Genomic DNA, 25,099 nt, shown 5'->3' with positions numbered 1-25,099 from the left:
ACCCAACAACAGCGGGCCGTAACCGCCCCCTGTTGTTGGCGCATTTATTCAACCTTGCGCCGCCATCTGGTGGCGCTTTTACACCGCCGCTAACAACCGGCCGTAGTTGCGGGTCGGGATGAGTTCTGCGGGGAGATGGCGATGTCGGTACTGTCTGCTGTAGCAGAGTTCGAGCGCGACCTACTGTTGGAGCGGACGGCGGCAGGAATTGCGTGCGCGAGAGACGCCGGCAAGGTGCTGGGTCGTCCCCGTGCGCTCAACGACAGGCCAGAGGCGTTGGCGCGCGCACGGCTTGCGGAGGGGCAGTCCGTTTCAGCCATTGCCCGTGAATTGAACACGAGCCGCCAAACTGTCATGCGCCTACGCGCCCGTTCGGATAAGCAAGGGATTGGCTGAAGTGGCCACCGCCCGATTTTGCAACCGGTTGCAAAGCTTGGGTTGTTCCGGCTCATGGGATGCCGGCTAGGCTTCCTGCTTCAGCACGCTGCGGGGCGTCTCAGAACGGCCATCTACTGCCGTTCGTCCGCGAGCGCAAAGTGACGTTCAAACGTCGGCTTCACACCAGACAGCTGCCGCCCCCCATCCACGCGTCGGGCTATCAACTCGGAAAGGTGCGTTCTGTGTGACACAAACGATCACAAGGGTGAAACAACTGGCGGCGATATACCGATACTCGACCGGCCAGACAATGTCAGCGGAGATATCGTCTGGTCGGCCCGACCATGGGAATGATTCTCCGGGGCAAGTGGAACCTCAAGCCTGCGCCTTTGGCGCACCGCACCGCGGCTTTGGGCTTGACCTTCTCCTCGCCCCCAAACGACAGCCATCAAGTCAGGAATGACAAAATGAACCGACACTGTCTGTCGAGTCAAATTCGGCTGACTACAATTTAAAGAGGAGAGACGACAAACGCCGGCATCCGCCTTTTCTCTGCGATTGCCTTAAGAAACACATCGGCCGTCTTGAGGGCTTCTGCAATCGTCACGTCCATATCCAGATAGCGGTATGTACCCAGTCGGCCAACGAAGGTCACGTTCTGCTGCGCTTCGGCAAGTTTGACGTAATCGCCTAAAAGCGCCTTGTCCTCGACCAGACGGATTGGATAGTACGGTGTGTCTCCAGGCTCGGCGAGGCTGCTGAATTCCTTGAACACAACCGTCTGCTCATGGGTTTCCCAAGGTGCAAAGTGCTTATGTTCGGTAATGCGCGTGTATGGCACGTCCTCTTCCGGATAGCTCATTACTGCGCACCCTTGGTAGTCACCCGTGTCGTAAATTGATTCGAATCGCAAAGTCCGGTATGCAAGACGGCCAAGTTCATGACCGAACCAGCTATCCAGCGAGCCGCTAAAAAATACATGAGCATACTGGCCGGCAGATTCCCGATCGAAATTCTCGTTCAGTCGAACCTCGATATTCTCATGGTCGAGGATTCGCTCCGCCATGACGGTGTACCCTTCCTCAGGAATGCCTTGGTACTGGTGATTGAAGTAGTTGTCGTCGTAATTGAACCGGACGGGCAAACGCTTCAGTACCGACGCCGGAAGCTTGCTCGGAGGCAGGCCCCACTGCTTGAGCGGATATCCTCGGAAGAACGCGTGATACAAGTCTTTCCCAAGAAAGTGCAACGCCTGATCCTCGAAACTGCGGATTTCGTCAATAGATTGATCTGACTGGGACTCGATAAACTGCTTGGCTTCTTTCGGATCGAACGTCTTGCCGAAGAACTGATTGATCGTATGCAGGTTGATGGGAAGGCCATAAACCTTGCCGCCCGTCGTCGCTTTGACCCTGCACACGTAAGGCATGAACTTGGCAAAGCGGTTGACATAACTCCAAACCAGTTCGTTATCGGTATGGAAGATGTGAGGGCCATGCATATGCACAAGAACCCCGGTTTGCTCGTCCCGCTCGGTATGACAATTTCCCGCTACGTGGTCGCGTGATTCCACGACCGTGACCATTACTCCACTTTCGGCGAGTTGGCGTGCAATTACCGCGCCGGACAATCCGGCGCCAACAACAATAATTTTTTCCATGTTCAGTTCCTATAATCGTCGATCGAGTCTCGTTGCCAGCGGGAAAACTGCACGCTTGACAAATTTCGGCAAACGTCTCCAGACTGCTGAGGCGACGCTGTGTTTGAGAGTCACGCCGCGCAGAACACTGGGGGCCGACGGGTTGAGTTTCAGTAACCGCTGTTCGTACCAAAGTGTCATTCGCAAATAAAACCAGTAATACTGCGCAAACTCGGACTGCGGATCGTTCCACGGTTTGATCGCGCCCGCGTAGTGGAGCATTGCGGGGTCCTTCCGCGACTCGAGATACGCGTCGTAAACATCGGCCGGGAGCGTCGTAGCGTGCCCAGGTGGCAGGCTTACGCTATTCCATATTGGGTCGAGGAACGTCACCTCACCAACCAGATATTTGTTCAAAATATCCTGGTCCAAAAACCAGTAACGGTTTCTGCGCAAGTCGGCGATCATCTTGTCGCACAATTTGTTGTCTCTCAGACGAGCCAGATTGAACAAGATGAGCCCAGCCTGGAAATATTCGTCGTAGCGTGACTTCATACCGACAACGTCCGCCAGATACTTGGCCGTCGGATGGCCACCCGTTTCCGCCATCGAACGAACACCCATCGTGACGAACGACGCCATGATCACATCTTTGACAGCGGCGGCGGCCTTATCAGTGATTTCAGTATCGAACACAGTCGAAACGTCTTTCAAGACCACCGCATCCGTGTCAAGAAACAGTACTTTGTCCCGGTTGTAAAGGATCTCTGGCAACGCCAGACGGTAAAACGTTGCCCGCGTGAAATACATGTGCGGGTCGATGTCGAGAAAATGCATCGACATGTCGATAAATGAGATCTTGGCGTGAGGATGAAGACTCTCGAGAATACGCAACCCGCGCCGGTCCAGTTCGGTCATCCCGCCGTCCAGGATCATAAAATCTATAAAACGATTCCGATCTGCATTTGAGAAAACCGAAGCCACAAGGGCTGCCATATGCGCCACGTAGTGCGAATCCGTCGCGGCGACGACGGAAACGGGCTTGAGATCCGTCACTGGAAGCGGCGGACACGAAGCCGACACTGACGTATCTCTGAAAAACAAGCGCCGCAGGTATCTAACCTTAAGATCGCTAGCGTCAGCCAGTTTCTTGGAGACAAAAACACCGACCATGCGCTCGGCTATATAGCCGATAACGCGACGCTCAGCCGCACCATAACTAGATACGTCAATTCGACTTTCTAGTTCTCCAAGCAGCGGAAACAGCCAGGCTGAGTATTCTTCGAATATCTCTCGCCGGAAAATAAACATGTTTGTGAAAAATCCCGCCTCAGATTTCATTACTTTTTGAAAGTGAGGGTAATATTCCGGGCATTTTTCGTAGATTATCTCACCAGCCAAATCGAGATCCTTGATGTGGTGATGGGCTGCACCCTTGTACTGGTCGTGAATTGACTTCGCACCGAATGCTGTGACGTTCCACGGCTCAGGTACAATAATATCGAAGCCCGCAACGCACTGTTCGATAGCCAAATCCGTCAGGCCATATCGGGCCAACGCGTCAGGTGAAATACGATCCTCGATCACTAGCCCACTGGAATCAACTACTCGGTCTGTCCTTTCGGGGAAAAAATCGAACAGGCGTCGATAATGGGCAAAGCCTACATAATCTGAATCTTTTTCATTTTTCCAAACCCAATACTGCCCAGTCAGCTCGCAATACGATGCGTTTTTTACGGAGATGTTATCTCCCGTGTTGTCCTTCAGCATGGGCAGATCGTGCTTGGATAAAGCGCAGCCAGTCTGTATCGGTTTCATGATCCGGCTTTTCACCATATAAGCCGAATTGAAATAATTTATATAAAATGATATTTTCATTTAAGGCGACTCTCGAATCGGCACTCGACCAGTTCTGCATTTGACTTTAACAACATATTGCTTGGCACGCTCGTTGTTCGCGCGCCCAGGCTAGCGTGGCCTCGATCCCCGCTTTAATATCTATCTGCGGGTGCCAGCCAAGCTTCTCCCTAGCCTTTCCAATATCAAGAATATTGACTGGAACATCCACGTTTCGCGATCCGAGATACTTTACCTCAGACGACAAACCGAAATCCTGACGTAATATCGTTACTATACCGTTGAGCGACAATCCAGAACCGGAACCAATATTAAATATCTCGTTTTCAACGCTACTCTCTGCTGTCGCGATTACTGCGCGCACCACATCGTCGATATAGATATAGTCCCGAACAACCGAGCCATCTCCCCATATTTCAATTGGAACGTTGTTAATTATCTTACCGATAAAATTCGCAATCGCACCTTGATTATAATTTAATCGCTGACCGATCCCGTAAGGATTAGCAAGGCGAACTACGTTATAACGAATCCCCTTAATTTTGCTGTAAAGATGAAGGTAGTCCTCGACCGCCTTCTTTACGATTCCATATGAGCAGGTTGGCGACCCAGGCTGGCTCTCTGCAATCGGAACAGCCTGCACGTTGCCGTAGACCGTGCCGCCGGAAGAGATGTACACGAATCGGCGAACCTGCTTTGGAGAAAGACTATCCAGCAGCGAAACCGTTCCAATCAAATTGGTTTCAATGTCGAAGGCAATCTTTTCATTCGACACCGCTGGACCGACCGTCGATGCAAGATGGAAACAGACGTCGATATCGTTGCAGCATTGCACGAGCACTTCTGGATCGTAATATTTACCACTGACGACCGTGAGCTTGTCCATCGGCAGGGGGATGCACGGCGTGGCTCCTTCCAGATCGACCACTGTGACATTCCAGCCTTTCTGGATTAGATGAAGAGCCAAATGTGAACCAATGAAGCCGAAGCCGCCAGTAATTAACGCTCGCATTTTTTTGAATCCACCGGAATATTTTATTAACCGTCGCCACTTTGGCCTTAGGCGACGCGCTTTCCCATCTTACCGCAGTCAATCTTTTTTAAAAACCAAGTCAATTAATTTATAATCATCCTCAAATCGTCTTTCAATGAGATTCACTAACTCATCATCACGAAATTGACTTGAAGAAGGAAAACATCCGCAAATCTCTTTAAAACCGAGAAATGCTTCGCCATTCACATCCAGAACGTTCTCACCGACATGCAGAGCCGACTTCGTCGCGTGCGGTGCATATGTCTTGAGGGCGATATCCTTCAGGAGGGGGTTGCTCGCCCATTGTTCGGCCAAGGCATCCATCCACAGGTAATTTGTAGGTTTCGCTTCCCTCAAAAAGGAAGATTGACTACGCCAGTGCGGATCCAGTTGTTCATCAGGAAACACGCAAAGGTGAGTTACGAACTCCCGGAACGTGATGGACGAAGTCGACGACGGGCGAACTTTTCCTCGCTGAGCACGCCAGATATATTCAATCAGTTCATGCACGCACAGTTCTTCGAGTTCCGTGAACTTATTCAGATATGCGGAAACCACCCGTTCATAAGGATCCCGCAAAACCGCCAAACACGGCCAGTCACCCGCATCAGAGGCTTCTTCAACAAACGGATCACCGATTCGATGTGGATTTCTGCCTCCGACCTCGGTAAAGCCCAAGCTATTGATTACCGTTGAACACGCGTTCTTTGGGATGCGAATGAATCGCAATTTGTGTTCTTTGAAGTACAACATTGTCATATCTGCAATACCGACCTAATTTATTCAGATCTACTCATTCGCACCGTAGACTAATCTGGCACAACCCCTAACTACACACGCTCGCAGCCGATTACGCAACCGCGTCAGCACAGCACAGCGCAAGCTTGCTTCGCCTCAGGTCCAGCAAGTTCCTAAAATGGCTTTCGAGGTGGACGCGTCCTGCAGAACACGCCGTTACGGGGAATAATATCCTCTGCAGTAAGGAGATCGGCGCTTTGACCGGAATGGCTGGCGGGATCATCTCGCACACGGCATAAGCCACTCGATGTGACTCGCGAACCCTCAGAAATGCCGCCAGCACAAATAGTTTTCCCCGAGGAATGGACTTGAACTGCTCAGCTTGGGACAAAGCTATGCGCGTCCTGGCCGGCCGTCTGGCGATTCTCGCCGCAGTGTTCTCAGGCGCTCGACCAGTAAAAGCGAGCGGGGGCGTGCCAGTTTTGGTCATAGGTGGGTACTCAGACTAGGGTCTCCGATTTAGAAGCGGAGGGATTGTTGCGGCGAGCGCAGTCGAGGTCCAGTTGACAACGTGCCAGCCTAGCAGGCCGCCGGTTACTGACCAAGCAGTACGCCTGATTCGACGGTGCAACCCCTAATTCGCTCAGCGACCGCACCTCACGCCCAATGTGTGTCGGGCTTCTATTCTAAACGATCAAATAGATGGGCTCGCTAGAAGCTTCTCGCGGATGACCGCTGTACAAGGCGAAGTTGTCTATTCGATGGTGCAGGATTCACTGGCCGGAGTGGGTCGACAAGCGCCTGTCGTCACCGAGAACAGTCATCCGTCGCCAGCAACAGATCGGAGGCAGCTCATGGCCAGTGTTGCCACTCGGAATCATCAAGGTGATTGCGGCTCTGCCAGCATCACAACCGGAAAACTCCCGCTTTATCGGCAATCGCCTGTATGGGATCCCCCACCCTCCCGACGCCCATCGCTTGGCGCATGAACACCGGTCATCCGCTTGTCCAGACCGAGCCGTTAGCCGTTCCAACCGTGCACTAGCGCACCTTCGAATCGCTTCCGACCGTTGCATTATGACGTCAGCTCGGAGCGCGCAGGGTCTTCAGGCGGCAAAGAGAAATTCGAAGTGGTTGGAAGACACGGTCCGCGAAGACGCAGGCACGTTCACAGACAGCATTTACTGGAATGCTACTCGAAGAACTATGAAAACAATCCGAGGCAGAGGCTGGGTTTACGTCATTACCAACAAGGCTATGCCAGGTCTGATAAAAATTGGATTTTCCACAAAAGATCCGGCCACACGTGCTGAGGACTTGGGAGGCACGGGCGCACCGCATCCCTACGAGGTTCAATTTGACGCACTGGTGTTTCAGCCCTACGAGGTCGAACAGCGTGTTCATCTAGCCCTTGCCGACCTGAACGAGGGAAAGGAATGGTTCAGATGTACAGTGAGCCACGCAATTCAAGTAATTGTACGCATTGCAGGATCCAATCTCCTCTTGGAGACCCGAAGCGAGCTTCAGAAAGACATCGAACAAGCCGCACAGAAGGCCGCCACGGCTGAAGCGCAGGCCCGCCGCGCACAGCCGATCGAACAGCCGCAGCAACGACGGCCCTTCGATCCCTCTGCGGTACGTCCACAAGCGCGACCCACGGCCGACCGCTCGTCCACGCTCGCTCGCGAAGCCGCAGAAGCGGCCGTCACCGCACGCGAACAGATCCTCGAATTTGCTGGGCAGAAACGCAGAAGCTCGACGCGCTGGTAAAGAAGCGCACAGGGCCAGTCCGTGCCATCCCGCGTCTAGCAAGTGGACATTTAGCTTGCGATATTTGCCATTGTCCGAGCCTGACCTATTCGGACCCGGCTCCGGTGTATACCGTCAGTGAGCCGATCGTGGATAACACGCGGCAGTCCACCGGTGGTGAAATCTCCCAGTATTCGATCTCACCACGGCTCCCGGTCGGCCTGAGCATCAATGCGCAGAGCGGGATCATCAGCGGCACACCGTCGGAGGCCCAAGGCCAAACGCTCTTCACGGTCACAGGCCGCAATTTTTTCTTGTCCATATTGCCTTTTGAGATTGAAACAATCAGCCGACACCACGAATCGCCGAAGAGCCTATCACAGACGCCCTGGGTCTCGGCCTGTGGTCTTCTTCCGAGGGCACTGACCTTTGCTCGCGCTCACGATATGACGGCTACAGCATAGCGATTGCGTCGAGCTTTGCGCGCATTTTGTCGTGCCGAAGATGACCATAGTGCTTGTCGATCATCTCGGTAGAGGTGCCTGCCATTCTGGCGACCTCGAAGCTATCTATACCGTTCGCGATCATTTCGCTAATTGCGGTATGCCGGAGCGAGTACATGACGACTGAGGAGGGAAGGTTCGCGGCGGCCACGGCTGCCTTGAATGGCTTCTTCCACGAATCCTTGTTCCAGCGTTGACCGAACTCTGTTGTGAGCATCGGGGCATTTGCTATCTTGTCCTTCGAGTGCGCATCGAAGAAAGCAATTGCGGACGACGAGAGCGAAACGATCCGGTGGCCCGTCTTTCCTTGGAGGGCGAGCGTGCCTTGTTCCCGGTCAAAGTGCTTCACGCACACGTTGGCTAGCTCACCCGGGCGTGCCCCTGTGAGCAGCATGGCCAGCACAAGCTGCCGTATGTCGGAGTGGCACGCGTTGACTAATGCCTTCCGTTGATCGGTCGGCAGGAAGGATTGTCGCCTGCGGCCTACGTCTCTAAATTTCGTGACCGTTTTCCAACCCGCGTCCGTCGCAACCAGGCGGTCACGCAACGCAAGATTTAGCGCCGCCTTCAACGAGGCGAGGTTGCGATTTGCGCTGTCCTTCGCACGCCGCAAGTCATCCTCGTCCTCAGCCTCGTCTTCATCGAGTGCGATCTGAGCCAGAAGCCATGAGTTGAGGTCCGATGTGCGAAGCTTCGATAGCTCGACCTTTCCGATTTTCGTTCCGTACACGAGGCGCTTGAAACGACCCTCTGCGTCTCCTTTGCTTTTTTCTCCCTTGTGGAGTGCAAGGTGCTTTACGTAGTGCTCGCACGCCTCTTTGACAGCCATGCTCTTCGATCTAACACCTGAATCGATCGCTTCGGCCCATTCGAGGGTCGCTTTCACTGCCTCGTCGTAGTTGCTGCACCCTTCAAGCTTCTGATACTCCTGCTTGCCTTCGTCGTTCCGTCGACGCGCTATCCAACTGCCTTCGCCTTGCACTAGCTTGCGATAGCCGACGTACAGGCCGGTCTGGAGCCTAGAGAAGTAGGGCTCGCGGCGCGGTTGAAGTTTGTCACGTGAAGTCTTCGATTGGATTGATTCGCTCATGGCATTCCGTACGTAAACGGTACGGAAATTCTATGATGCACCTTGCCGGACGTCAATGAAATAACTTTCTTTAAAAATCAGTAGCTTGCATGAATTTCTAGACTTCATTGGATCGCCGCGAACGACGCTTCCGGCCCTCCGAAGGCAGGGGTTGCTGGTTCGATCCCAGCCGGGCGCACCAGGATTAGACATGATGCCGGGTTCGCAGAAAACCCGATAAAACAAGGCCCTTTGGCGAAAGCCTGGGGCCTTTAGTTTTTTGTCGTGGCGTCAGGACCAACGTCTTGCGCTCCAACATGGCGTGCTTCCAGCATCAGTTGCCGGTCTCATCACGCCCCAGCAACGCCGACGACCGGAAAACTTTCTGCGCGAACCCGGAAGCCGCTTCAAGCCACCCTGAAATCCGAGGCCTGCAGAACCAGTTGACCGGCATGGTCGTGCAACGAACTGGCCGCCGCCGCGTTCCGCTGCGTCATCTGGCCCATCTGCGACACCGCCTGGTTCGCCTCGATGCCTTGGTGCTGCTCGTGCTCTGCGCGCCTATGATCGCTGCCGTGGTGTTTCGCAGCATGTGTGACTAGCCTCACTTCAGCGCAGGCGCGGCGTTGATGTCACGCGCCGAACCACGCAGCGCAGGCCTGTCGCACGCGCTCCGCGACTGCGGGCCACGGTTCATCCAGCCCTCGCCTGAACAGGCGAACCGTATTGGGATACCACGGCGAGTCGTCACGGCCGTGCATCCACCGCCAGTCCACGTCGCGTGCCGGCAAGAGCACCCAGCATGGTTTGCCGAGCGAGGCTGCCAGATGTGCTGTCGAAGTGTCCACACAGATCAGCAGATCGAGTTGCGAGATGACCGCAGCCGTGTCGGTGAAGTCTTCGAGATCTGCGCCGAGAGGCAGGATCGGGAGGCTCGCAGGGAATGACAGCGCTTCGTCTTCCCCCGCGCCCTTTTGCAGGCTCACGAACTTCACGCCCGGCAGGCTCCAGAGCGGCGCCAGTGTGTTGAGCAACGGTAGCGAACGGTGCACGTCGTTGTGGTGTTTCGGGTTGCCCTTCCAGACGAGACCCACCCGGTGTCCCGCGCCCAGCACAGCAAGGCGCGCGCCCCAATGCTCGACGCGCGACGGGGCCAGGGTGATGCGCAGGGGAGGCGGAATCGTGTCGAGCGTCGTGCCCAGATACAGCGGTGCGCTGAGGGCGCTGATCCAGCAATCGAAATCGCCGGCGCGCGCGGAGGCTTCGTCATGACTGAGCACCGCGTCGACTCCATCGACATCGGCGAACAGGCGTTGTAGCGGTGCCATACAGGCAAACGCGACGTGCGCGGCGCCCTGAGCCTTCAACAGGCGCAGATAACGCCCGAACTGCAGCATGTCGCCGAGTCCATCCTCCTGCCAAACGAGGAGTGATTTGCCGGCGAGCGGCTCGCCTCGCCAGCGCGGACACCTCAGCATCGACTGCGTGGCGTGATGCGCGAACCCAGCCATCTCGTAGCGGCATTCGTAGAGGAGAAAGCCTTCTTCGAAGCGGCCCATGCCGATGAGCAGCGTGGCGAGACGGAACTTCGCGTCGCCGTAGTCGGGGCGCAGCGCGAGCGCGCGGCGGTAGGCGGCTTCGGCTTGCTCCGGGTCGCCGAGCTCTCTCACGATGCTGCCGATGTTGAAGTGTGTTTCGGCGATGTCGGCGCGCAACGTGAGCGCGTGGCGAAACGCCGCGAGAGCCTCGGGCAGGCGCGCTTGCGCAAGCAGCGTGCAACCCAGGTTATTGGCCGCTCCGACGCGGTTCGGCGCGAGCCGAAGCGCCTCGCGATACGCGCATTCGGCATCGATCAGTTTGTCCAGTGCGTGCAGGACGCAGCCGAGGTTGTAGTGCGCCTCGGCGAAGGCGGGGCGCAACGCGAGCGCCTGCCGGTAGGCGCTCTCCGCCTCGGGCAGGCGCTTGAGTTCGGTGAGCACACAGCCGAGATTGTTGAGCGCGTCCGCGTAGGCGGGGCGGATCTGAAGCGCGAGGCGGCAAGCCAGCTCGGCTTCCCGGAGCCGGCCGAGCGCCCTGTAAAGCGCCCCCAGGTTGTTCAGTGCCTCGGGATATTGCGGGTGCGCGAGCAGCGCCTGCCGATACGCTTCTTCAGCCTCTTCGATCCGGCCGCGTTCGCGCAACAGATTGCCGAGGTTGTTGTTCGCCTTGGCAAATTGCGGATTCACGGCGAGCGCTGTGCGATAGGCCGCCTCCGCTTCGTCGAGGCGGCGCTGTTCATGAAGCACGATGCCGAGGTTGTAGTTCGCGTCGACGTGGTCCGGGCGAAGTGCGAGCGCCACCCGGTACGCGGCCTGGGCCGCGTCATGCCGTCCGAGACGGTGCAGCACGATCCCGCGATTGCTATGGACATCGGCGTCATCGGGGCGTATCGCGGCAAGCCGCCCGTAAACTGCTTCCGCTTCGGCAAGCTGATTGAGGGTCGCGAGCATCGCTCCGAGCCCCAGATACGCGTCGGCGAAATCCGGCTTCGCTTGAATGCAGCGCAACCATAGAGCTTGCGCCCGCGCGGGCTGGCCCACACCCGTGGCGCACATGGCCGCGAGGTTGAGCGCATCGGCGTGCTCCGCGTCCTCGGGCGTGGCCTTCGCGCCGACGAGCGGTGCAAGCAGCGCCAGTGCGTCGGCGAACTGCCCGGTGGCGCCGAGGGCAGTGGCTTCGCTCAGAATGTGCTGGCGCGTGGGGGCAAGTGGGCTCGTAGCGGTCACGGTCGTCGTAGAGGGGCTGTGGATTCGCAGCTTAAGGCATGCGCACGCGCGGCGGCGGCCCGAATTGAGCTGGCAGCTCGGTTCAATTCGACCGATGACGTGCTGCGCGGGCTTTGTCTTTCGAAGCCGTAAGGCCGGGTGCAGATCAAGGGCGATCGGATGCTCAATCAGCATTGCGACGCGAAGTGGCTTCGACGCCTGCGAGCCTTAAGCCGCCGAAGGACGAAGCCTGGCGTCCCCCATCTTGAAAAGCGCCTCCCCACTGCACGCGGGCGAGGCAAGGGCGTCAGCCCAGAGGGTCGCATCAACAAGGTAGCTAAAGTTTTTCCAGGTGGGGTCGTAATCACAAACAAGGCGGCAGGCCAACGAACCCGCTGCCGTTACTGGGCCGATAGCCCCATCAGGAGAATCTCAATGCTCGGAATCAACACCAACACCAACTCGCTCGTCGCGCAACAAAACCTGACCGGCTCGGGTAGCGCACTGTCGCAAGCGATCACGCGGCTGTCGTCGGGCAAGCGCATCAACAGCGCAGCAGACGACGCAGCAGGTCTTGCGATCTCGAACATCATGCAGACCCAGATCAACGGTCTGAACCAGGGTGTGTCGAACTCGAACGACGGTACGTCGATGGTGCAAACGGCATCGTCGGGTCTGTCGTCGCTGACTTCGTCGCTCCAGCGTATCCGCCAGCTTGCTACGCAAGCAGCTAACGGTTCGATGACCGACAACGACCGTGCTGCACTTCAACAGGAAGTGAACCAGCAAGTCTCGGAAATCAACCGTATCGCGTCGCAAACGACGTACAACGGCATGAACGTCCTCGACGGCTCGTTGGGCAACGTGTCGTTCCAGGTCGGCGCAAACGTCGGTCAGTCGATCTCGCTGAATCTCTCGCAGTCGATGTCCGCTGCTTCGATTGGCGGCGGCGTTCCGGCAGCGGGCAACACGCTCGGCTCGTTCTCGGTCTCGCTGGATAGCACGGGCGCTGCTGCGGCGGCTGCGGGTATCACGTCGGTCACGGCTTCGTGGGACAACGCTACGAATTCGGTCTCGTACACGGACCAAAACGGTAACGCCATCACCGATGCTTCGACGATCACGGCCTTCGCGAATGCCCCCGCGGCCGAAGTGACCGGTGGCGCCGCGCTTCCGGCTGCAGCAGGTGATGCTTCGCAGACGTGGACGCTTAATACGAACGGCAGCGAGAACGCTACTGTCTCGCAGATCAACGTGATTGCCGACGGTAAGGGCGGCTTCACGCTCACGGACCAGAACGGTAAGGCCTTGACTAACGCTGTTGCTAGCGCAGTCTTCACCAGCGGTACTGTTGGTACGGACAGCAACGGCAACACCACGCTGACTGGCGACACCGGCGCAACTATGGCGACCGAAGTCGAAGCGGTAACGGGCGCTATCGCGACCGCGAATCAAGTGGCCGGCGATAACCCGAATCTCGATGCTGCGGGCAAGACTACAGACGCAATGGGCGCGACCATCGACAAGCTGAGCCAGTCGAACACGGTTTCGCAGATCGACATCTCGACCAAGGACGGCGCTTCGGCAGCAATGCTGACCATCGACAACGCGCTGAACGCTGTCAACAACCTGCAAGCAACGCTCGGCGCGGCACAAAACCGCTTCAGCGCAATCGGCACGACGCAGCAAGCTCAGTCGACCGACCTGTCGACCGCACAATCGTCGATCCAGGACGCCGACTTCGCACAAGAAACGGCTAACCTGAGCAAGGCACAGGTTCTGCAACAAGCCGGTATCTCGGTGCTGGCACAAGCGAACTCGCAGCCGCAGCAGATCCTGAAGCTCCTCCAGTAAGGCGCTTCCCGCTGCAGGCAGCCGGCGCGCGGCTCGATGCGCGCCGGACGCAAACCCGTCGGGAGGCTTGCCTCCCGATTGTCTTTTCCCGCGTTACCCCGCTTGTTAAATCGCTTTAACCGGCATTGCCGACGCACGGAGCCTCCTCATGTCCACCGTAACCGGATCGACCACCGTAACCGGATCCACCACCAGCGCGATCGCGAGTGCAGTCGCCACCACGACAGCCGACGCCAACGCCACGGTGCAGGCAGCCGCCCAGTCGATCATTAGCGGCTCGACCAATTCGTCGATGGACACAAGTTCGCTCGTCACCGCGCTCGTCAATTCGAAGTCTGCCGGCCAGGCTGCGACCATCGCTGCCGAGCAGACTGCGGACAACACGCTGATCTCGGCCTACGGCACGCTCTCCGCGGCACTGTCCGCGTTGCAGGCCGCCGCCGAGCCGCTCAGCGACGGTGCGACGCTCAACTCGTTCTCGTCCACCTTGAGCGGCAGCGGCGTTACCGCCACAGCCAGCACGGGCGCGGTGGCAGGTTCGTACTCGCTCAATGTGGCGCAGGTCGCCACGTCGCAAGTGCTCACCTCGGCGGGCTACAGCTCGACCAAAAACCTGGCTTCCGGTGCGGCCACGATGGCCCTGACGGTCAACGGCAACACCAGCACGATTTCCCTGAATAGCTCGAACAGCACGATTGCCGGCATTGCATCGGCGATCAATTCGGCCAACGACAATCCCGGCGTGGTCGCGACCGTGGTGACTGGCGCGGACGGCGCGCATCTCGTGCTGCAATCGACCTCGACCGGCGCGTCGAGCGGCATCAGCATCGCGATCAACGATTCGAGCTCGACCGACGACCTGAACAAGCTCGCGGTGACGACCACCAACGGCAAGGCGATCTCCAGCGCGAGCGACCTCACCGCTCAAGTTCTGGATAGCAGTGGCAACCCGGTTCTCGATAGCAACGGCAACCCGGAGACCTACAACCCCAGCCAGTCGACCATTACCGGCACAGGCTGGACCCAGACGCAGGCCGCCCAGGATGCGTACTTCACGCTCGGCGGCGTGGGCGTAACCAGCTCCTCGAACTCCGTGACGACGGCCGTGTCCGGCGTGACGCTGAACCTCACGGCAGCGGCGGTCGGCACCACGCAGACGCTCACGATCGCGCAGAACACCAGCGCGGAGTCCTCGGCGATCAACAATTTCGTCAGCCTCTACAACACGCTCGTCACGACGATGGGGGCGCTGACGGCGTACAACGCGAACTCGACGTCGCAGGGCGTGCTAATCGGCGATTCCACGTTGAGCACGATCCAGAACCAGCTCGCCAAGATCGTGAGCGGCGGCGTGGGCAGCGGCACCTCGCAGACGACGCTTGCCGCGATCGGCGTTACGCTCCAGGCGGACGGCACGCTGTCGGTGGACGACACGACGCTCAGCAATGCGTTGCAGAACAACCAGTCGGTTGTAGCCTCGCTGTTCAATTCGACCAACGGCATCGCCGCGCAACTGGACGACAGCATCACAAACTACACCTCGTCCGGCGGCATCATTCAAAACCGTACGGACGCGATCAACGCCGACCTGACTAGCCTCTCGAACCAGCAGACGACGCTTACAGCGTGGCAGGCTCAGCTCACCAGTATGTATACCGCGCAGTTCACAGCGCTCAACACACTGATGGCAACGATGAACAACAACTCGCAATACCTCACGCAACTGTTCGGTGGCACCAACAGCGCAGGCGCGCTCGCCACGAACAAGAGCTGAGCGCGACGAGGAGCGAGCCATGCAGAACGTCGCCCCGATCGAGCGCATCTGGCAGATAACGAAAGACCTCGAACTGGCGGTCGCTGTTGGCGAGTGGGAGCGGGCCGCGCAGCTCGCGGACGAGCGCTCGCCCCTCCTGACGGCGCTCGGCGCGCCCCAGCCGCAGGAGGTCATCGTGCGGCTCAAGGAGATCCACGAGATCGACAGCCGCATCGTCGAGGCCGCGCAGGCCGCGCAGCAGGTGCTGGGCGCCGAGTATCAGGCGAGCATGCAGGCGAGCCGCAACGCCGGGCAGTATTTGAGCATGGCGCGGTACTGAAGCAGGAGCAACGGTTCATTGCGTCCTTCGCAGCGCAATGGCGTACTCTGGCCCGCCTTGCGCGGGCTTTTTCTTTTCCGTTTCCTTGCCCGGAGAGTTCATCGAAGGCAAATTGGCGGCCGTTTTGGCGCTAGCTCGGACGATCGGCGTAATTGGCCGCCGCCCATAATTCGAACGTTCCGAGTTCTTGACGCGTACGCGCGCCTTCGTCATGACCGCCTTCCTCTGCACCGCCACACCTGCTGCCAAATTGCAGCAGAATCACGACATCGCGCTCACCATGCAGAGCGCGATCGAACATCATCGCCAGCAGGAATATGACGAGGCGGCCGCGCGCTATGCCTCCGTCCTGGAGGCCGCGAGCGATCACCCCGACGCGCACTACCACCTCGGCGTGCTGCTCGTGCAAACGGGGCGGCCCTCCGAAGCAGTGCCGCATTTCGAGGCGGCGCTTGGGCAGATGCCGAAAAATGGGCAGATCTGGGTCTACTACCTCAACGCCCTAGTCGCCAGCCAGCAGACCGAGGCGGCGCGCGTCGTGCTCGACCTCGCGCGGCATCAAGGCCTGCCCGAGGCGGCCGTCCAGATGCTGCACGCGCGCATCAATGGGGAAGAAGCGCCGCTCCCGGCCACGCCGGAGCCCGAGGCTGCGACCGCTCCCGCTCCCCAGACTGATGCGAGCGGGAGCGACTCGCGCCCCCCTGCGGCATCCGATCCGGACGAGCGCGTGAAGCTCGATACGCGCCGCGCAAGCCTCAAGGAGATGCGCCAGCTCCAGCATCTCTTGAACAGCGGGAAATTCGAAGCGGCGCTGAATGTGTCCCGCCGCCTGACGCATCAATATCCGTCGCATGGCGAATGCTGGTACGAACTTGGGCGTGTCCTGCAACGCACGGGCCGCTACAACGAGTCCGTCGAGGCAGCCGAGCACGCCGCCCGCCTGCTGCCCAACTTCATTGCCGCCCAGACGATGCTGGCTAACGGGCTGATTACCACCCGCCAGTATCAGCAAGCCGAAGCGCATTGCCGGCAGGCGCTCGAAAAATATCCCGAAAGCGCCGTGCTACATCGCAACCTGGGTACCGCCTTAGAGGAGATGGGCCGGTACGCCGAGGGGATCGTCCATCTCCGCCGTGCCGTGGAACTGGCGCCGAACGACGCCATCGAGTGCGACGCGTTTGCCCTCTCGCTACTCAAGCATGGTCTGTACGACGAAGCCGAAACCGCCTTCCGCCGTGCGCTCGAACTGGCACCGATGCAGGCGATAACCCACAGCAACCTGCTGTTCAACCTGATGCACAAGCCGGACCTCGATGCGCTCAGCGCATTCGCGGAGTTCCGCGAGTTTGCAGCGCGCCACGAAGCGCCGCTGCGTGCGCGTCGGCCCCGGCACACCAATGACCGCGATCCGTCGCGGCGCCTGCGAGTCGGTTTTGTTTCCGGCGATCTGCTCGGTCACCCGGTTGCGTATTTCTTCCTGTCGGTGCTAGAGCATCTGGCGCTCGATTCGAGTCTGTCACTGCACATCTATTCGAACTACGCGGTGACCGACGGCTTCACCGAGCAGATTCGTGTGCATGCGCAGACGTGGAGCGAAATCTTCGGCATGAGCGACGACGCAGTCGTGCAGAAGATCCGCGACGACGGCATCGATATCCTCATCGACCTGTCCGGCCATACCGGCCGCAACCGGCTCGTGGCCTTCGCGCACAAGCCGGCGCCGGTCCAGGCGAGCTGGATCGGCAATCCGGCCACGACGGGGCTGGACGCCGTCGACTATTACCTGTCGGACCGTTTTGTCACGCCGCTCGAACAATTCGAGCGCCAGTTCTCGGAAAAGCTCGTGTTCCTGCCGGCGCTCGCGCCGTTCAAGCCGCACCCGCAAGCGCCGGACGTCAACGAGTTACCTGCCCTGAAAAACGGCTTCATCACGTTCGGCAGCTTCAGCCGCATCGTCAAGATCGGGCCTGAAGTCGTGGCGCTCTGGGCACGCGTGCTGCGCGAGGTACCGGATTCGCGCATGGTCATCGGCGCGATTACGGCACGGGAGCAGATGGACAAGCTGACCGGGCTGTTCGCGAGCGAAGGGATCGACTTGAGCCGTATCAGTTTTCTGCAGCGCGGGAATGTCTCGACTTACCTGCAGCAGCACAATCTGATCGACGTCTGTCTCGACACATTGCCCTTCGGCAATTCGACCACGACCATGCAAGCGTTGTGGATGGGCGTGCCCACCATGACCCTGCCCGGCGTTTCGATGGCGAGCCGCGGCAGCACGGGGTGGCTCTCGCACCTCGGGCTCGACTCAGCCTTCGTTGCGCAGGACAAGGACGACTTCGTGCGCAAGTGCGCCGCGCTGGCCGCCGACCCCGAAGCGCTCGCGGTAGTGCGCGGCGAACTGCGCGAGTACTGTAGACAGTCGGTCGTGATCGACGCCGGCGCGATCTCCAACGCCGCCTCGCGCGCGTTTCGCACCATGTGGCAGCGGTGGTGCGATGGACTTGAGCCTGAGCATTTCGAGGTTCTGGCCCATGTCAGCAATGCGCACACCGCCGGGGACAGCCCAGCAGGCCTGTCGCCCGAGCAGCGCGCCACGCTGGCCGGTGAATTCGTCGATACGCTCACGCTCCTGCTCGACAAGCAGCAGTTTGCCGAGGCCGAAGGTGTAGCCCGCCAGTTCACCACGCTCTTGCCAGAAATCGGCAAGGCATGGCACATGCTGGCGACGTCGCTGCGGCAGCAAGGGAAACCCTTTGAGGCACTGGAGCCTTTGCGCATGGCCGATACCCTGCTGCCGAACGACAGGAATATCCGCCAGGAACTGAGCCGAGTCTCACAATACGTGAGCGATCTTGAGCGCATCGCGCCGGTCAACCGGGCTGAGCCAGCGAGCGAGCTGGCAGCGCTCAGGGCGGATAGCCGGCAATACCGGCATCCAGTCGGCGCCCTGATCGCCAACGTGCCGGTTCTGATCCCGACCTTTAACAACGTCACATATCTGCGCCGGATGGTGTCGCAGCTCCAAGGCAGAGGATTGCGCAATCTCATCGTCGTGGACAACGCATCGAGCGCCCCCGGTATGCTCGACTACCTCGCCAGCATCCAGGATACGGTGAGCGTCGCACGGCTCGACCACAATGTCGGGCCGCGCGCGTTCACGCTTTCAGACGTCATCTATCACCGGCTGCCGGACATTTTCTGCATTACCGATCCCGATCTCGAACTGAATCCCGAGTTGCCCGATACTTTCCTGTTCGACCTGATAGACGCCACGGAAGCTTTGAAAATCGGCAAGGCCGGCTTTGCTCTCGACATCTCGCAACCCGCGCTGATGGACGAGAAAGCACTCTCCATCATGCAGTCGGACGGCGTGAAGAACTATGGGCTGATCGACTGGGAAGCACGCTTCTGGCAACAGCAGATCGCGGCGAGCGCCAACGGTGACCCGATCTTTCGCGCGCCGATCGATACGACCTTTGCGGTCTACAACAAGCGGTACTTCCGCCGCGAAACTCATCTGGCTGCGGTGCGTTTCGGTGGACGGTACACGTGCAGGCATCTGCCCTGGTACAAGGACAACGGACTGGATGCTGCGGAGGATCAGTACTACCGCAAACACCAGGCATGGTCGACGTTCCTGAAGTGACCATTGCGCCTGGTCGGTCAACTAAAGCTTTGTTGCGGGCTCGTGGGGTAGAGCGATAGTTTAGGCGACAGACTATCGGCGGGCGTCACGCTGAACGCCTCGCCGTCCTTCGGGCGTACTCGAGATCGGGACGCTCAAGACGGAGCCGGCCACAATTACCGAGACGTCTGTGTACGTGCCGGTCGTTTGCGTCGTCGTATTGGCCGAGTTGTCCTGACCCTATAGATCATCGCGCCGGTGGTTGTTCTGAATAAACTTGAGACGTGCGCAAACTATTGCGCCATCTTTTGCGCCACGTATCGACCGCGTTCAAGCGCGAGGCGTGCGGCGTAGCCTTCGTGCCCGGGGCTGCAACGTAGTGCGAGGCGGCGTATGCTCAACGGTCCCGGGTTTGCCCGGCCATTTCCCGCATTGCGTTCGCCCACTCATACCTGGAGCCATCATGGAACTACGCAGGATCGGCACTTCCTCGTTGCAGGTCGCCCCGCTCATGTTCGGCGGCAACGTATTCGGCTGGACGGCCGATGAAGCCACCTCTTTCTCGATCCTCGACGCTTTCGTTGAAGCCGGACTCAATTTCATCGACACCGCCGATGTCTACTCGGCCTGGGTGCCCGGCAACCAGGGCGGCGAGTCGGAGACGATCCTCGGCAAGTGGTTCCGTCAGAGCGGCAAGCGCGAGCGGATCGTGCTTGCGACCAAGGTGTCGAAGCATCCGCAGCGCAAGGGGCTATCGGCCGCAAATATCCAGGCGGCGGTCGAAGACTCGCTGCGCCGCCTGCAAACCGATTACATCGACGTCTATTTCTCCCACGACGACGACACCGCGACGCCGCTCGCCGAAACGCTCGGTGCGTATCAGAAGCTGATCGAGGCGGGCAAGGTGCGCGTGATCGGCGCGTCTAACTATAGTGGCGCGCGCGTCGAGGAAGCGCTCGCGGTATCGCGCGAGCACGGGCTGCCCGGGTATCAGTTGCTGCAGCCCGAATACAACCTGTACGACCGCGCGCAATACGAGAGCGACAGCGAGCCGGTGGCGCTCGCGAATCATCTCGGCGTGGTCGTCTATTACAGCCTCGCGAGCGGGTTCCTGTCAGGCAAATACCGCAGCGAGGCCGATCTGGCCGGCAAGGCGCGCGGGAGCAGGGTCGAAAGATACCTGAACGGGCGCGGCTTGCGGATTCTCGGCGCGCTCGACCGCGTCGCGCAACGGCACGGCAGCACGCCGGCCGCGATCGCGCTTGCATGGCTGATCGCGCGCCCGAGCGTTACGGCCCCTATTGCGAGCGCAACCTCGGTCCAGCAGTTGAAGAGCCTGGTCGCGGCCGTCCAGCTGTCCCTCGCCGCCGACGATATTCGTGAGCTGGACGAAGCGAGCGCCTGATAAGGCGAACACCTCGGCCGCCAACGCGGGGGGCGATCCGCGCCAGGGAATAGCCTGGCGCAATCGGTAAACCCCTGGTAGGATGGAGAGTTTCCTGATATGATCGGGAGTGAATTGAGATCTTTGCCTGTTTCGTCAGTGTTCTTCGTTGATGAAAGGTTGGCGAAACGGCAACAGACGCGGCTTTTGCATTACGTCTGTCCGCGTTCCGCGGTGAGAACTCCCCACCTCTCTTTTCCGGCCTCCGTGGCCGCTTTGCCTCTCGCTTCATTCGTGGTTTGGCCGGGGTTGTTTATCAGCCTCGCGTTTGCCTGTTACTGGCCATGAATCGGAGCGACCGGAGGGCCGGCGCGTGAGTGGTGACCTGAGCGGTTACCGCCATGCAATTAAACCCGTATCTAGTGATTGAGTTAGGAATTACATGACGACGATTCTTCTGAAGGAAAACGAGCCGTTCGAAGTGGCAATTCGCCGCTTTCGTCGCGCAATCGAAAAGAATGGCCTGATCGCTGAACTGCGTGAACGCCAGTCGTACGAAAAGCCGACCACGGCTCGCAAGCGCAAGAAGGCAGCAGCTGTTAAGCGCCTGCACAAGCGTCTGCGTAGCCAGATGCTGCCGAAAAAGCTGCACTAAACACGCTTTTTAGATACGCCGAACGGCGGTGTGAGCTTCGAAAGAAGCCACATCGCCGTTTTGCTTTTGCGGCGTCGGATTTTGCCCCTGCGTGCAGCCGTTACGCCGCGTTCCTCAGCCGCCCGGCCGACAGCCCGAACTCGCGCGCGATCGAGCCCAGCCGGTCGTGCCACTCCCATGTGCCGAACACGTCGTGCACGTTTTGCAGGCAACTGAGCAAAGCGATGGTCACCGGGTCGTATACGTTGATGCGGGCGCGAAGCAGCGCTTTTTTCAGCGCGGCCAAGCCGACATCCATGTAAGCGGGAGGTTGCCGACCGGGCAGCCGCCGCAATAGCCGCGGTAGGCGCCGCCGCCCCTCAGTAGCAATGCAGCGCGTTTCTGTTCGAACAGATGCGTGACGGACTGATCGTAAATGTCCTGGTGGGTCAGGAAGCTAAGTGTTTTCATGGTTGGTCTCCCGCGTCCGAGGCGGTAGTTATTTGTTGTTAAGCGCGCATCGCGTGAGCGCATGGCGACGAGTATCCGCCGTGCGTCGTCCGACGAAGGGCCGACTACGCGCATGAAAGGGCGCCAATTCACGCGTTTGCGCCTCCCGCGGACGCCGTGGCGTCACCTCGCCTTCCGACCACGCCCCTTCTTGCCCAGCGACACGCATCGCTCACGACACATGCAGGTCGTCTCATGATCGTTGACCATGCCGACCGCCTGCATGAATGCGTAGCAGATCGTCGAACCGACAAATTTGCAGCCGTAGCGCTTGAGCGCCTTGCTTAGCGCGTCCGATACTTCCGTCGACGCAGGTGCATGCTTATACGAAGCCCATTCGTTCTGAATCGGCGTGTCGTCGACGAATGACCACACGAAGTTCGCGAGCGAGCCATGTTCGGCCTGAATCTGCTGCACAGCGCGCGCGTTCAGGATGGCCGCCTCGATTTTGCCGCGATGTCGAACGATGCTTTCATCGGCGACGAGCGCATCCACGTGCTTCGGCGTGAAGGCCGCGACCTTGTCGATGTCGAAGTCGGCGAATGCACGGCGGTAGCCGATGCGCTTGTTGAGGATCGTCGACCATGACAAACCGGCCTGCGCGCCTTCGAGCACGAGCATCTCGAACAGGTGCTGGTCGTCGCGCGAGGGCACACCCCATTCGGTGTCGTGGTACCGTGCGAGCGCTTCGCTCGATACCCAGTTGCATCGTTGTGTCACTGTCGCGCTCCCGCGTGGTCATGTCGTTCGCCAGCATAGCGGAAGCGGTGTACGCCGCAAGCTGGCCAATCGGCTAATTGCGCGATTCAAACTGACCTGCCACGCTAAGCGTTTTTCACCCACGGAACTGATTCGATTCGATGAACCACGACTTCTTTCTGATCGGCGTCGACGGCGGCGGCACCGGCACGCGCGTCGTGCTCGGCGACGCGCAGGGCCGCGAACTGGCGCAAGCGGCAAGCGGCCCATCGGGCCTTGGGCTCGGCATCCCGCGCGCATGGCAGTCCATTCAGGCCGCCTGCGGCGAAGCGTTCGAGCGAGCCGGAGTCGCGCTGGACTGGTCGCGCTGCGTGCTCGGTTGCGGACTGGCGGGCGTCAACAATCGCGACTGGCTCGCCGAGTTTCACCAGCAGGCGCCGCGGCTCGCCGGACTGGCCGTCGAAACCGACGCCTACACGACCCTGCTCGGCGCGCACGACGGCGCGCCCGGCGTGATCGTCGCACTCGGCACCGGCAGCGTCGCGGCTTCGCTCGCGAGCGACGGCGAATTCCGCATGGCCAGCGGCTACGGCTTTCCATCGGGCGACGAAGCGAGCGGCGCGTGGCTCGGCCTCCGGCTGATCGTGCACGCGCAACAGGCGCTGGATGGCCGCGTTGCCGTCGACGATCTCACGCAAGCGCTGCTAGCGCATACCGGCGCGCGGGATCGCGACAGTCTCGTCGTGTGGCTGTGCACGGCCAATCAGACTGCCTACGCGCGGCTCGCGCCGATCGCGATCGAACACCGCGCACATCCGTTCGCGGCGCGGCTGCTCGGCGAGGCCGGCGTCGAAGTCGGCAAGATGATCGCCGCGCTGGACGCGACGGGCGCGCTGCCGGTCGCGTTATGCGGAGGCCTTGGTATGCCGTTGCGCGAGTACGTGCCGCAGGCGTATCAGGCGCGCCTGCGCGAGCCGCGGGCGGATTCGGCGCATGGCAGCTTGCAACTGGCGCGGCGCGAGGCGCAGCGGCTGGCTCGAGGAGACCTGTAAAATACCCGCTTTGACGCTGCCTCGACGGTTCAGCCGCCGGACTCATCATGTATAAAGTCATCGCCACGGATCTCGACGGCACACTGCTCAACGCTGATCACCAGGTAGACCCGTTCACGGTCGCCACGGTGCGCAAGCTCGAAAGCGACGGGCTGCAGTTCGTGATCGCCACCGGGCGGCATTACTGCGACGTCGCGGGCATCCGCGATCTGCTCGGCATCAATCCGTATCTGATCACGTCGAACGGCGCGCGCATTCACGCGCCTGACAACACGGTGATCCACGCCGACGATTTGCCGCCGGCGATCGTCCAGCGTCTCGTGCAGCCCGAAATTGTCGGCGCGCATGGTCGAGTGATCGTCAGTCTGTTTGCAGACGAGGCGTGGCTCATCGACCGCGACGCGCCCCATCTGCTGGAATTTCACCAGGATTCCGGCTTCACGTACGAAGTGACCCACCTGCCGAAGCACGATGGCGTCGACATTGCCAAGGCGCTGTATATCGGCGATCCCGCCGATCTCGCGCAGGTGGCCGCCAATCTGGAACGCGACTTCGGCGAACGACTGTACGTGACGTATTCATTGCCGGATTGTCTCGAAGTGATGACCGCGAATGTGTCGAAGGGGCGCGCCCTGCAGATCGTGCTCGAGCGTCTCGGTGTCGACGCGTCGCACTGCGTCGCGTTCGGCGACAACATGAACGATATCGATCTGCTCGAGACGGCCGGCCATCCATTCATGATGAACAACGCCAATCCCGATCTGATCACCCGTCTGCCGCATGTGCCGCGCATCGGCAACAATTTCGAGGCGGGTGTTGCGCATCATCTGCGCAAACTGTTTGCGCTCAACGACGAACTGGCATCTTGAACCGTAGTCACTGCGATTGAAAGCGGCCCGCATCCACTCGCGTGGATGCGGGCCGCAACAGTTGCTCGCGAAGCGCGCAGCGTGCGCTCCGCTAGCGCTCGTCAATCCCGCCAGCCGCGGTGCTCGCCTCGATTGTCATGACCCCAGCGACGGTTGTCGTGACCCCAGCCCCGGTCATCGCGGTGATAGTCGCGGTAGTAGTCGCCGCGCGGGTAGCGATGATCCCAGCCGCCGTAGTACACCGGCTCCGGCGCCGCGTAGACGCGCGCGGGCGCGGCATAAACCGGGGCACCGAGCGATAGGCCGACGCTCAGATCCGTATGCGCTTGCGCGACGCCGCATGCGCCCGCCGCGAGTCCGGCAGCAACCAGCAAGTGAGTGACGATGCGTTTCATGTTGGTCTCTCCTGTGAGGCGACGTAGGTTTGTCGCACAGGGCCAATGTACGCACTCGAGGTGGGCTGGACTGCGACCAGATGTTACGGACTGCAAGCATCGTCGAAGTCATCGAAGCTAGAAAAAACGCTCGCGCGGACGTTGCGCGCAAATACCTTACTTCGCTTGCAGCCGCGCCGCACGGGGCTTTGCGGCGGATCAATTCAAGCCGGCAGGCGGCTGGTCGCGCACGCTCGCCGCTTGCCGCGCCAGCGCACGTAAACACGGCTTACAT

21 protein-coding genes and 1 pseudogene are annotated in these 25,099 nt (G+C 59.8%); 12 read left to right on the top strand and 10 right to left on the bottom strand.

Features of this window, described 5'->3' with window-relative positions:
• Positions 1-135 precede the first annotated feature (135 nt).
• Positions 136-396, top strand: coding sequence for a helix-turn-helix domain-containing protein (locus HDG34_RS40275; RefSeq protein WP_184066038.1), 261 nt, complete (start codon positions 136-138; stop codon positions 394-396).
• 493 nt (positions 397-889) lie between these two features.
• On the opposite strand, the gene glf is transcribed toward HDG34_RS40275, so the two are convergent.
• From glf to HDG34_RS31905, 4 genes are all read right to left on the bottom strand, one after another.
• Positions 890-2,038 (bottom strand): UDP-galactopyranose mutase, encoded by a 1,149-nt coding sequence (gene glf, locus HDG34_RS31920; RefSeq protein WP_311734891.1) that lies wholly within the window; start codon positions 2,036-2,038, stop codon positions 890-892.
• 9 nt (positions 2,039-2,047) lie between these two features.
• Positions 2,048-3,895 carry a DUF4422 domain-containing protein gene (locus tag HDG34_RS31915; protein WP_184066036.1) on the bottom strand — a complete coding sequence of 616 codons (1,848 nt, stop codon included), beginning with the start codon at positions 3,893-3,895 and terminating at the stop codon, positions 2,048-2,050.
• 46 nt (positions 3,896-3,941) lie between these two features.
• Positions 3,942-4,886, bottom strand: coding sequence for an NAD-dependent epimerase/dehydratase family protein (locus HDG34_RS31910; RefSeq protein ID WP_184066034.1), 945 nt, complete (start codon positions 4,884-4,886; stop codon positions 3,942-3,944).
• A 78-nt stretch (positions 4,887-4,964) separates the two neighbouring features.
• Complete coding sequence (locus HDG34_RS31905; protein WP_184066027.1) at positions 4,965-5,660, bottom strand: sulfotransferase family 2 domain-containing protein; 696 nt, start codon at positions 5,658-5,660, stop codon at positions 4,965-4,967.
• A 1,191-nt stretch (positions 5,661-6,851) separates the two neighbouring features.
• Here HDG34_RS31905 and HDG34_RS31900 point away from each other — a divergent pair.
• Entirely contained in the window at positions 6,852-7,415 is a 564-nt protein-coding gene (locus tag HDG34_RS31900) for a GIY-YIG nuclease family protein (RefSeq protein WP_184066026.1), read from the top strand.
• A gap of 104 nt (positions 7,416-7,519) precedes the next feature.
• On the top strand, positions 7,520-7,858 hold the full coding sequence (locus HDG34_RS31895) for an Ig domain-containing protein (protein ID WP_311735650.1): 339 nt from the start codon (positions 7,520-7,522) through the stop codon (positions 7,856-7,858).
• Here the strand turns inward: HDG34_RS31895 and HDG34_RS31890 are convergent.
• Entirely contained in the window at positions 7,848-8,987 is a 1,140-nt protein-coding gene (locus HDG34_RS31890; protein WP_184066025.1) for a tyrosine-type recombinase/integrase, read from the bottom strand. The genes HDG34_RS31895 and HDG34_RS31890 overlap by 11 nt on opposite strands.
• Before the next feature lie 284 nt (positions 8,988-9,271).
• Between HDG34_RS31890 and HDG34_RS31885 the strand changes: the two genes are divergently transcribed.
• The gene (locus tag HDG34_RS31885; protein ID WP_184066024.1) at positions 9,272-9,568 is read left to right on the top strand and encodes a hypothetical protein; all 297 of its coding nucleotides are present in this window, start codon (positions 9,272-9,274) and stop codon (positions 9,566-9,568) included.
• A gap of 30 nt (positions 9,569-9,598) precedes the next feature.
• Here HDG34_RS31885 and HDG34_RS31880 read toward each other — a convergent pair whose 3' ends face one another.
• Positions 9,599-11,731, bottom strand: coding sequence for a tetratricopeptide repeat protein (locus tag HDG34_RS31880; RefSeq protein ID WP_311734892.1), 2,133 nt, complete (start codon positions 11,729-11,731; stop codon positions 9,599-9,601).
• A 414-nt stretch (positions 11,732-12,145) separates the two neighbouring features.
• On the opposite strand from HDG34_RS31880, the gene HDG34_RS31875 reads away from it, so the two are divergent.
• From HDG34_RS31875 to HDG34_RS31865, 3 genes are all read left to right on the top strand, one after another.
• Complete coding sequence (locus HDG34_RS31875; RefSeq protein ID WP_184066022.1) at positions 12,146-13,564, top strand: flagellin; 1,419 nt, start codon at positions 12,146-12,148, stop codon at positions 13,562-13,564.
• A 148-nt stretch (positions 13,565-13,712) separates the two neighbouring features.
• A complete protein-coding gene (fliD, locus tag HDG34_RS31870; protein ID WP_184066021.1) occupies positions 13,713-15,338 on the top strand; it encodes a flagellar filament capping protein FliD in 1,626 nt (541 codons plus the stop codon).
• 19 nt (positions 15,339-15,357) lie between these two features.
• The gene (locus HDG34_RS31865; protein WP_184051749.1) at positions 15,358-15,657 is read left to right on the top strand and encodes a flagellar protein FliT; all 300 of its coding nucleotides are present in this window, start codon (positions 15,358-15,360) and stop codon (positions 15,655-15,657) included.
• Between the two features lie 15 nt (positions 15,658-15,672).
• Here HDG34_RS31865 and HDG34_RS31860 read toward each other — a convergent pair whose 3' ends face one another.
• Positions 15,673-15,870: a hypothetical protein gene (locus HDG34_RS31860; RefSeq protein WP_184066011.1), complete on the bottom strand. Its 198-nt coding sequence runs from the start codon at positions 15,868-15,870 to the stop codon at positions 15,673-15,675.
• Here HDG34_RS31860 and HDG34_RS31855 point away from each other — a divergent pair.
• The 3 genes from HDG34_RS31855 (at position 15,869) to rpsU (ending at position 21,321) form a co-directional block, all read left to right on the top strand.
• Positions 15,869-19,303, top strand: coding sequence for a tetratricopeptide repeat protein (locus HDG34_RS31855; RefSeq protein ID WP_184066009.1), 3,435 nt, complete (start codon positions 15,869-15,871; stop codon positions 19,301-19,303). The genes HDG34_RS31860 and HDG34_RS31855 overlap by 2 nt on opposite strands.
• 442 nt (positions 19,304-19,745) lie before the next feature.
• The gene (locus HDG34_RS31850; RefSeq protein ID WP_184066006.1) at positions 19,746-20,687 is read left to right on the top strand and encodes an aldo/keto reductase; all 942 of its coding nucleotides are present in this window, start codon (positions 19,746-19,748) and stop codon (positions 20,685-20,687) included.
• A gap of 421 nt (positions 20,688-21,108) precedes the next feature.
• A complete protein-coding gene (rpsU, locus tag HDG34_RS31845; RefSeq protein ID WP_006050883.1) occupies positions 21,109-21,321 on the top strand; it encodes a 30S ribosomal protein S21 in 213 nt (70 codons plus the stop codon).
• A 100-nt stretch (positions 21,322-21,421) separates the two neighbouring features.
• Here the strand turns inward: rpsU and HDG34_RS31840 are convergent.
• Positions 21,422-21,771, bottom strand: a pseudogene (locus tag HDG34_RS31840) (hypothetical protein).
• Between the two features lie 162 nt (positions 21,772-21,933).
• The gene (locus HDG34_RS31835) at positions 21,934-22,530 is read right to left on the bottom strand and encodes a DNA-3-methyladenine glycosylase I (RefSeq protein ID WP_184066003.1); all 597 of its coding nucleotides are present in this window, start codon (positions 22,528-22,530) and stop codon (positions 21,934-21,936) included.
• Between the two features lie 140 nt (positions 22,531-22,670).
• On the opposite strand from HDG34_RS31835, the gene HDG34_RS31830 reads away from it, so the two are divergent.
• Positions 22,671-23,561, top strand: coding sequence for a BadF/BadG/BcrA/BcrD ATPase family protein (locus tag HDG34_RS31830; RefSeq protein WP_184066000.1), 891 nt, complete (start codon positions 22,671-22,673; stop codon positions 23,559-23,561).
• A gap of 47 nt (positions 23,562-23,608) precedes the next feature.
• Positions 23,609-24,430, top strand: coding sequence for a Cof-type HAD-IIB family hydrolase (locus HDG34_RS31825; protein ID WP_184065998.1), 822 nt, complete (start codon positions 23,609-23,611; stop codon positions 24,428-24,430).
• A gap of 101 nt (positions 24,431-24,531) precedes the next feature.
• Here the strand turns inward: HDG34_RS31825 and HDG34_RS31820 are convergent, their stop codons facing one another.
• Positions 24,532-24,825, bottom strand: coding sequence for a PXPV repeat protein (locus HDG34_RS31820; protein ID WP_018418797.1), 294 nt, complete (start codon positions 24,823-24,825; stop codon positions 24,532-24,534).
• Between the last annotated feature and the right edge of the window lie 274 nt (positions 24,826-25,099).

Source organism: Paraburkholderia sp. HC6.4b (assembly GCF_014200875.1).
GTDB classification, from domain to species: Bacteria; Pseudomonadota; Gammaproteobacteria; order Burkholderiales; family Burkholderiaceae; genus Paraburkholderia; species Paraburkholderia tuberum.
This window is presented reverse-complemented; position numbering and strand designations above follow the sequence as displayed.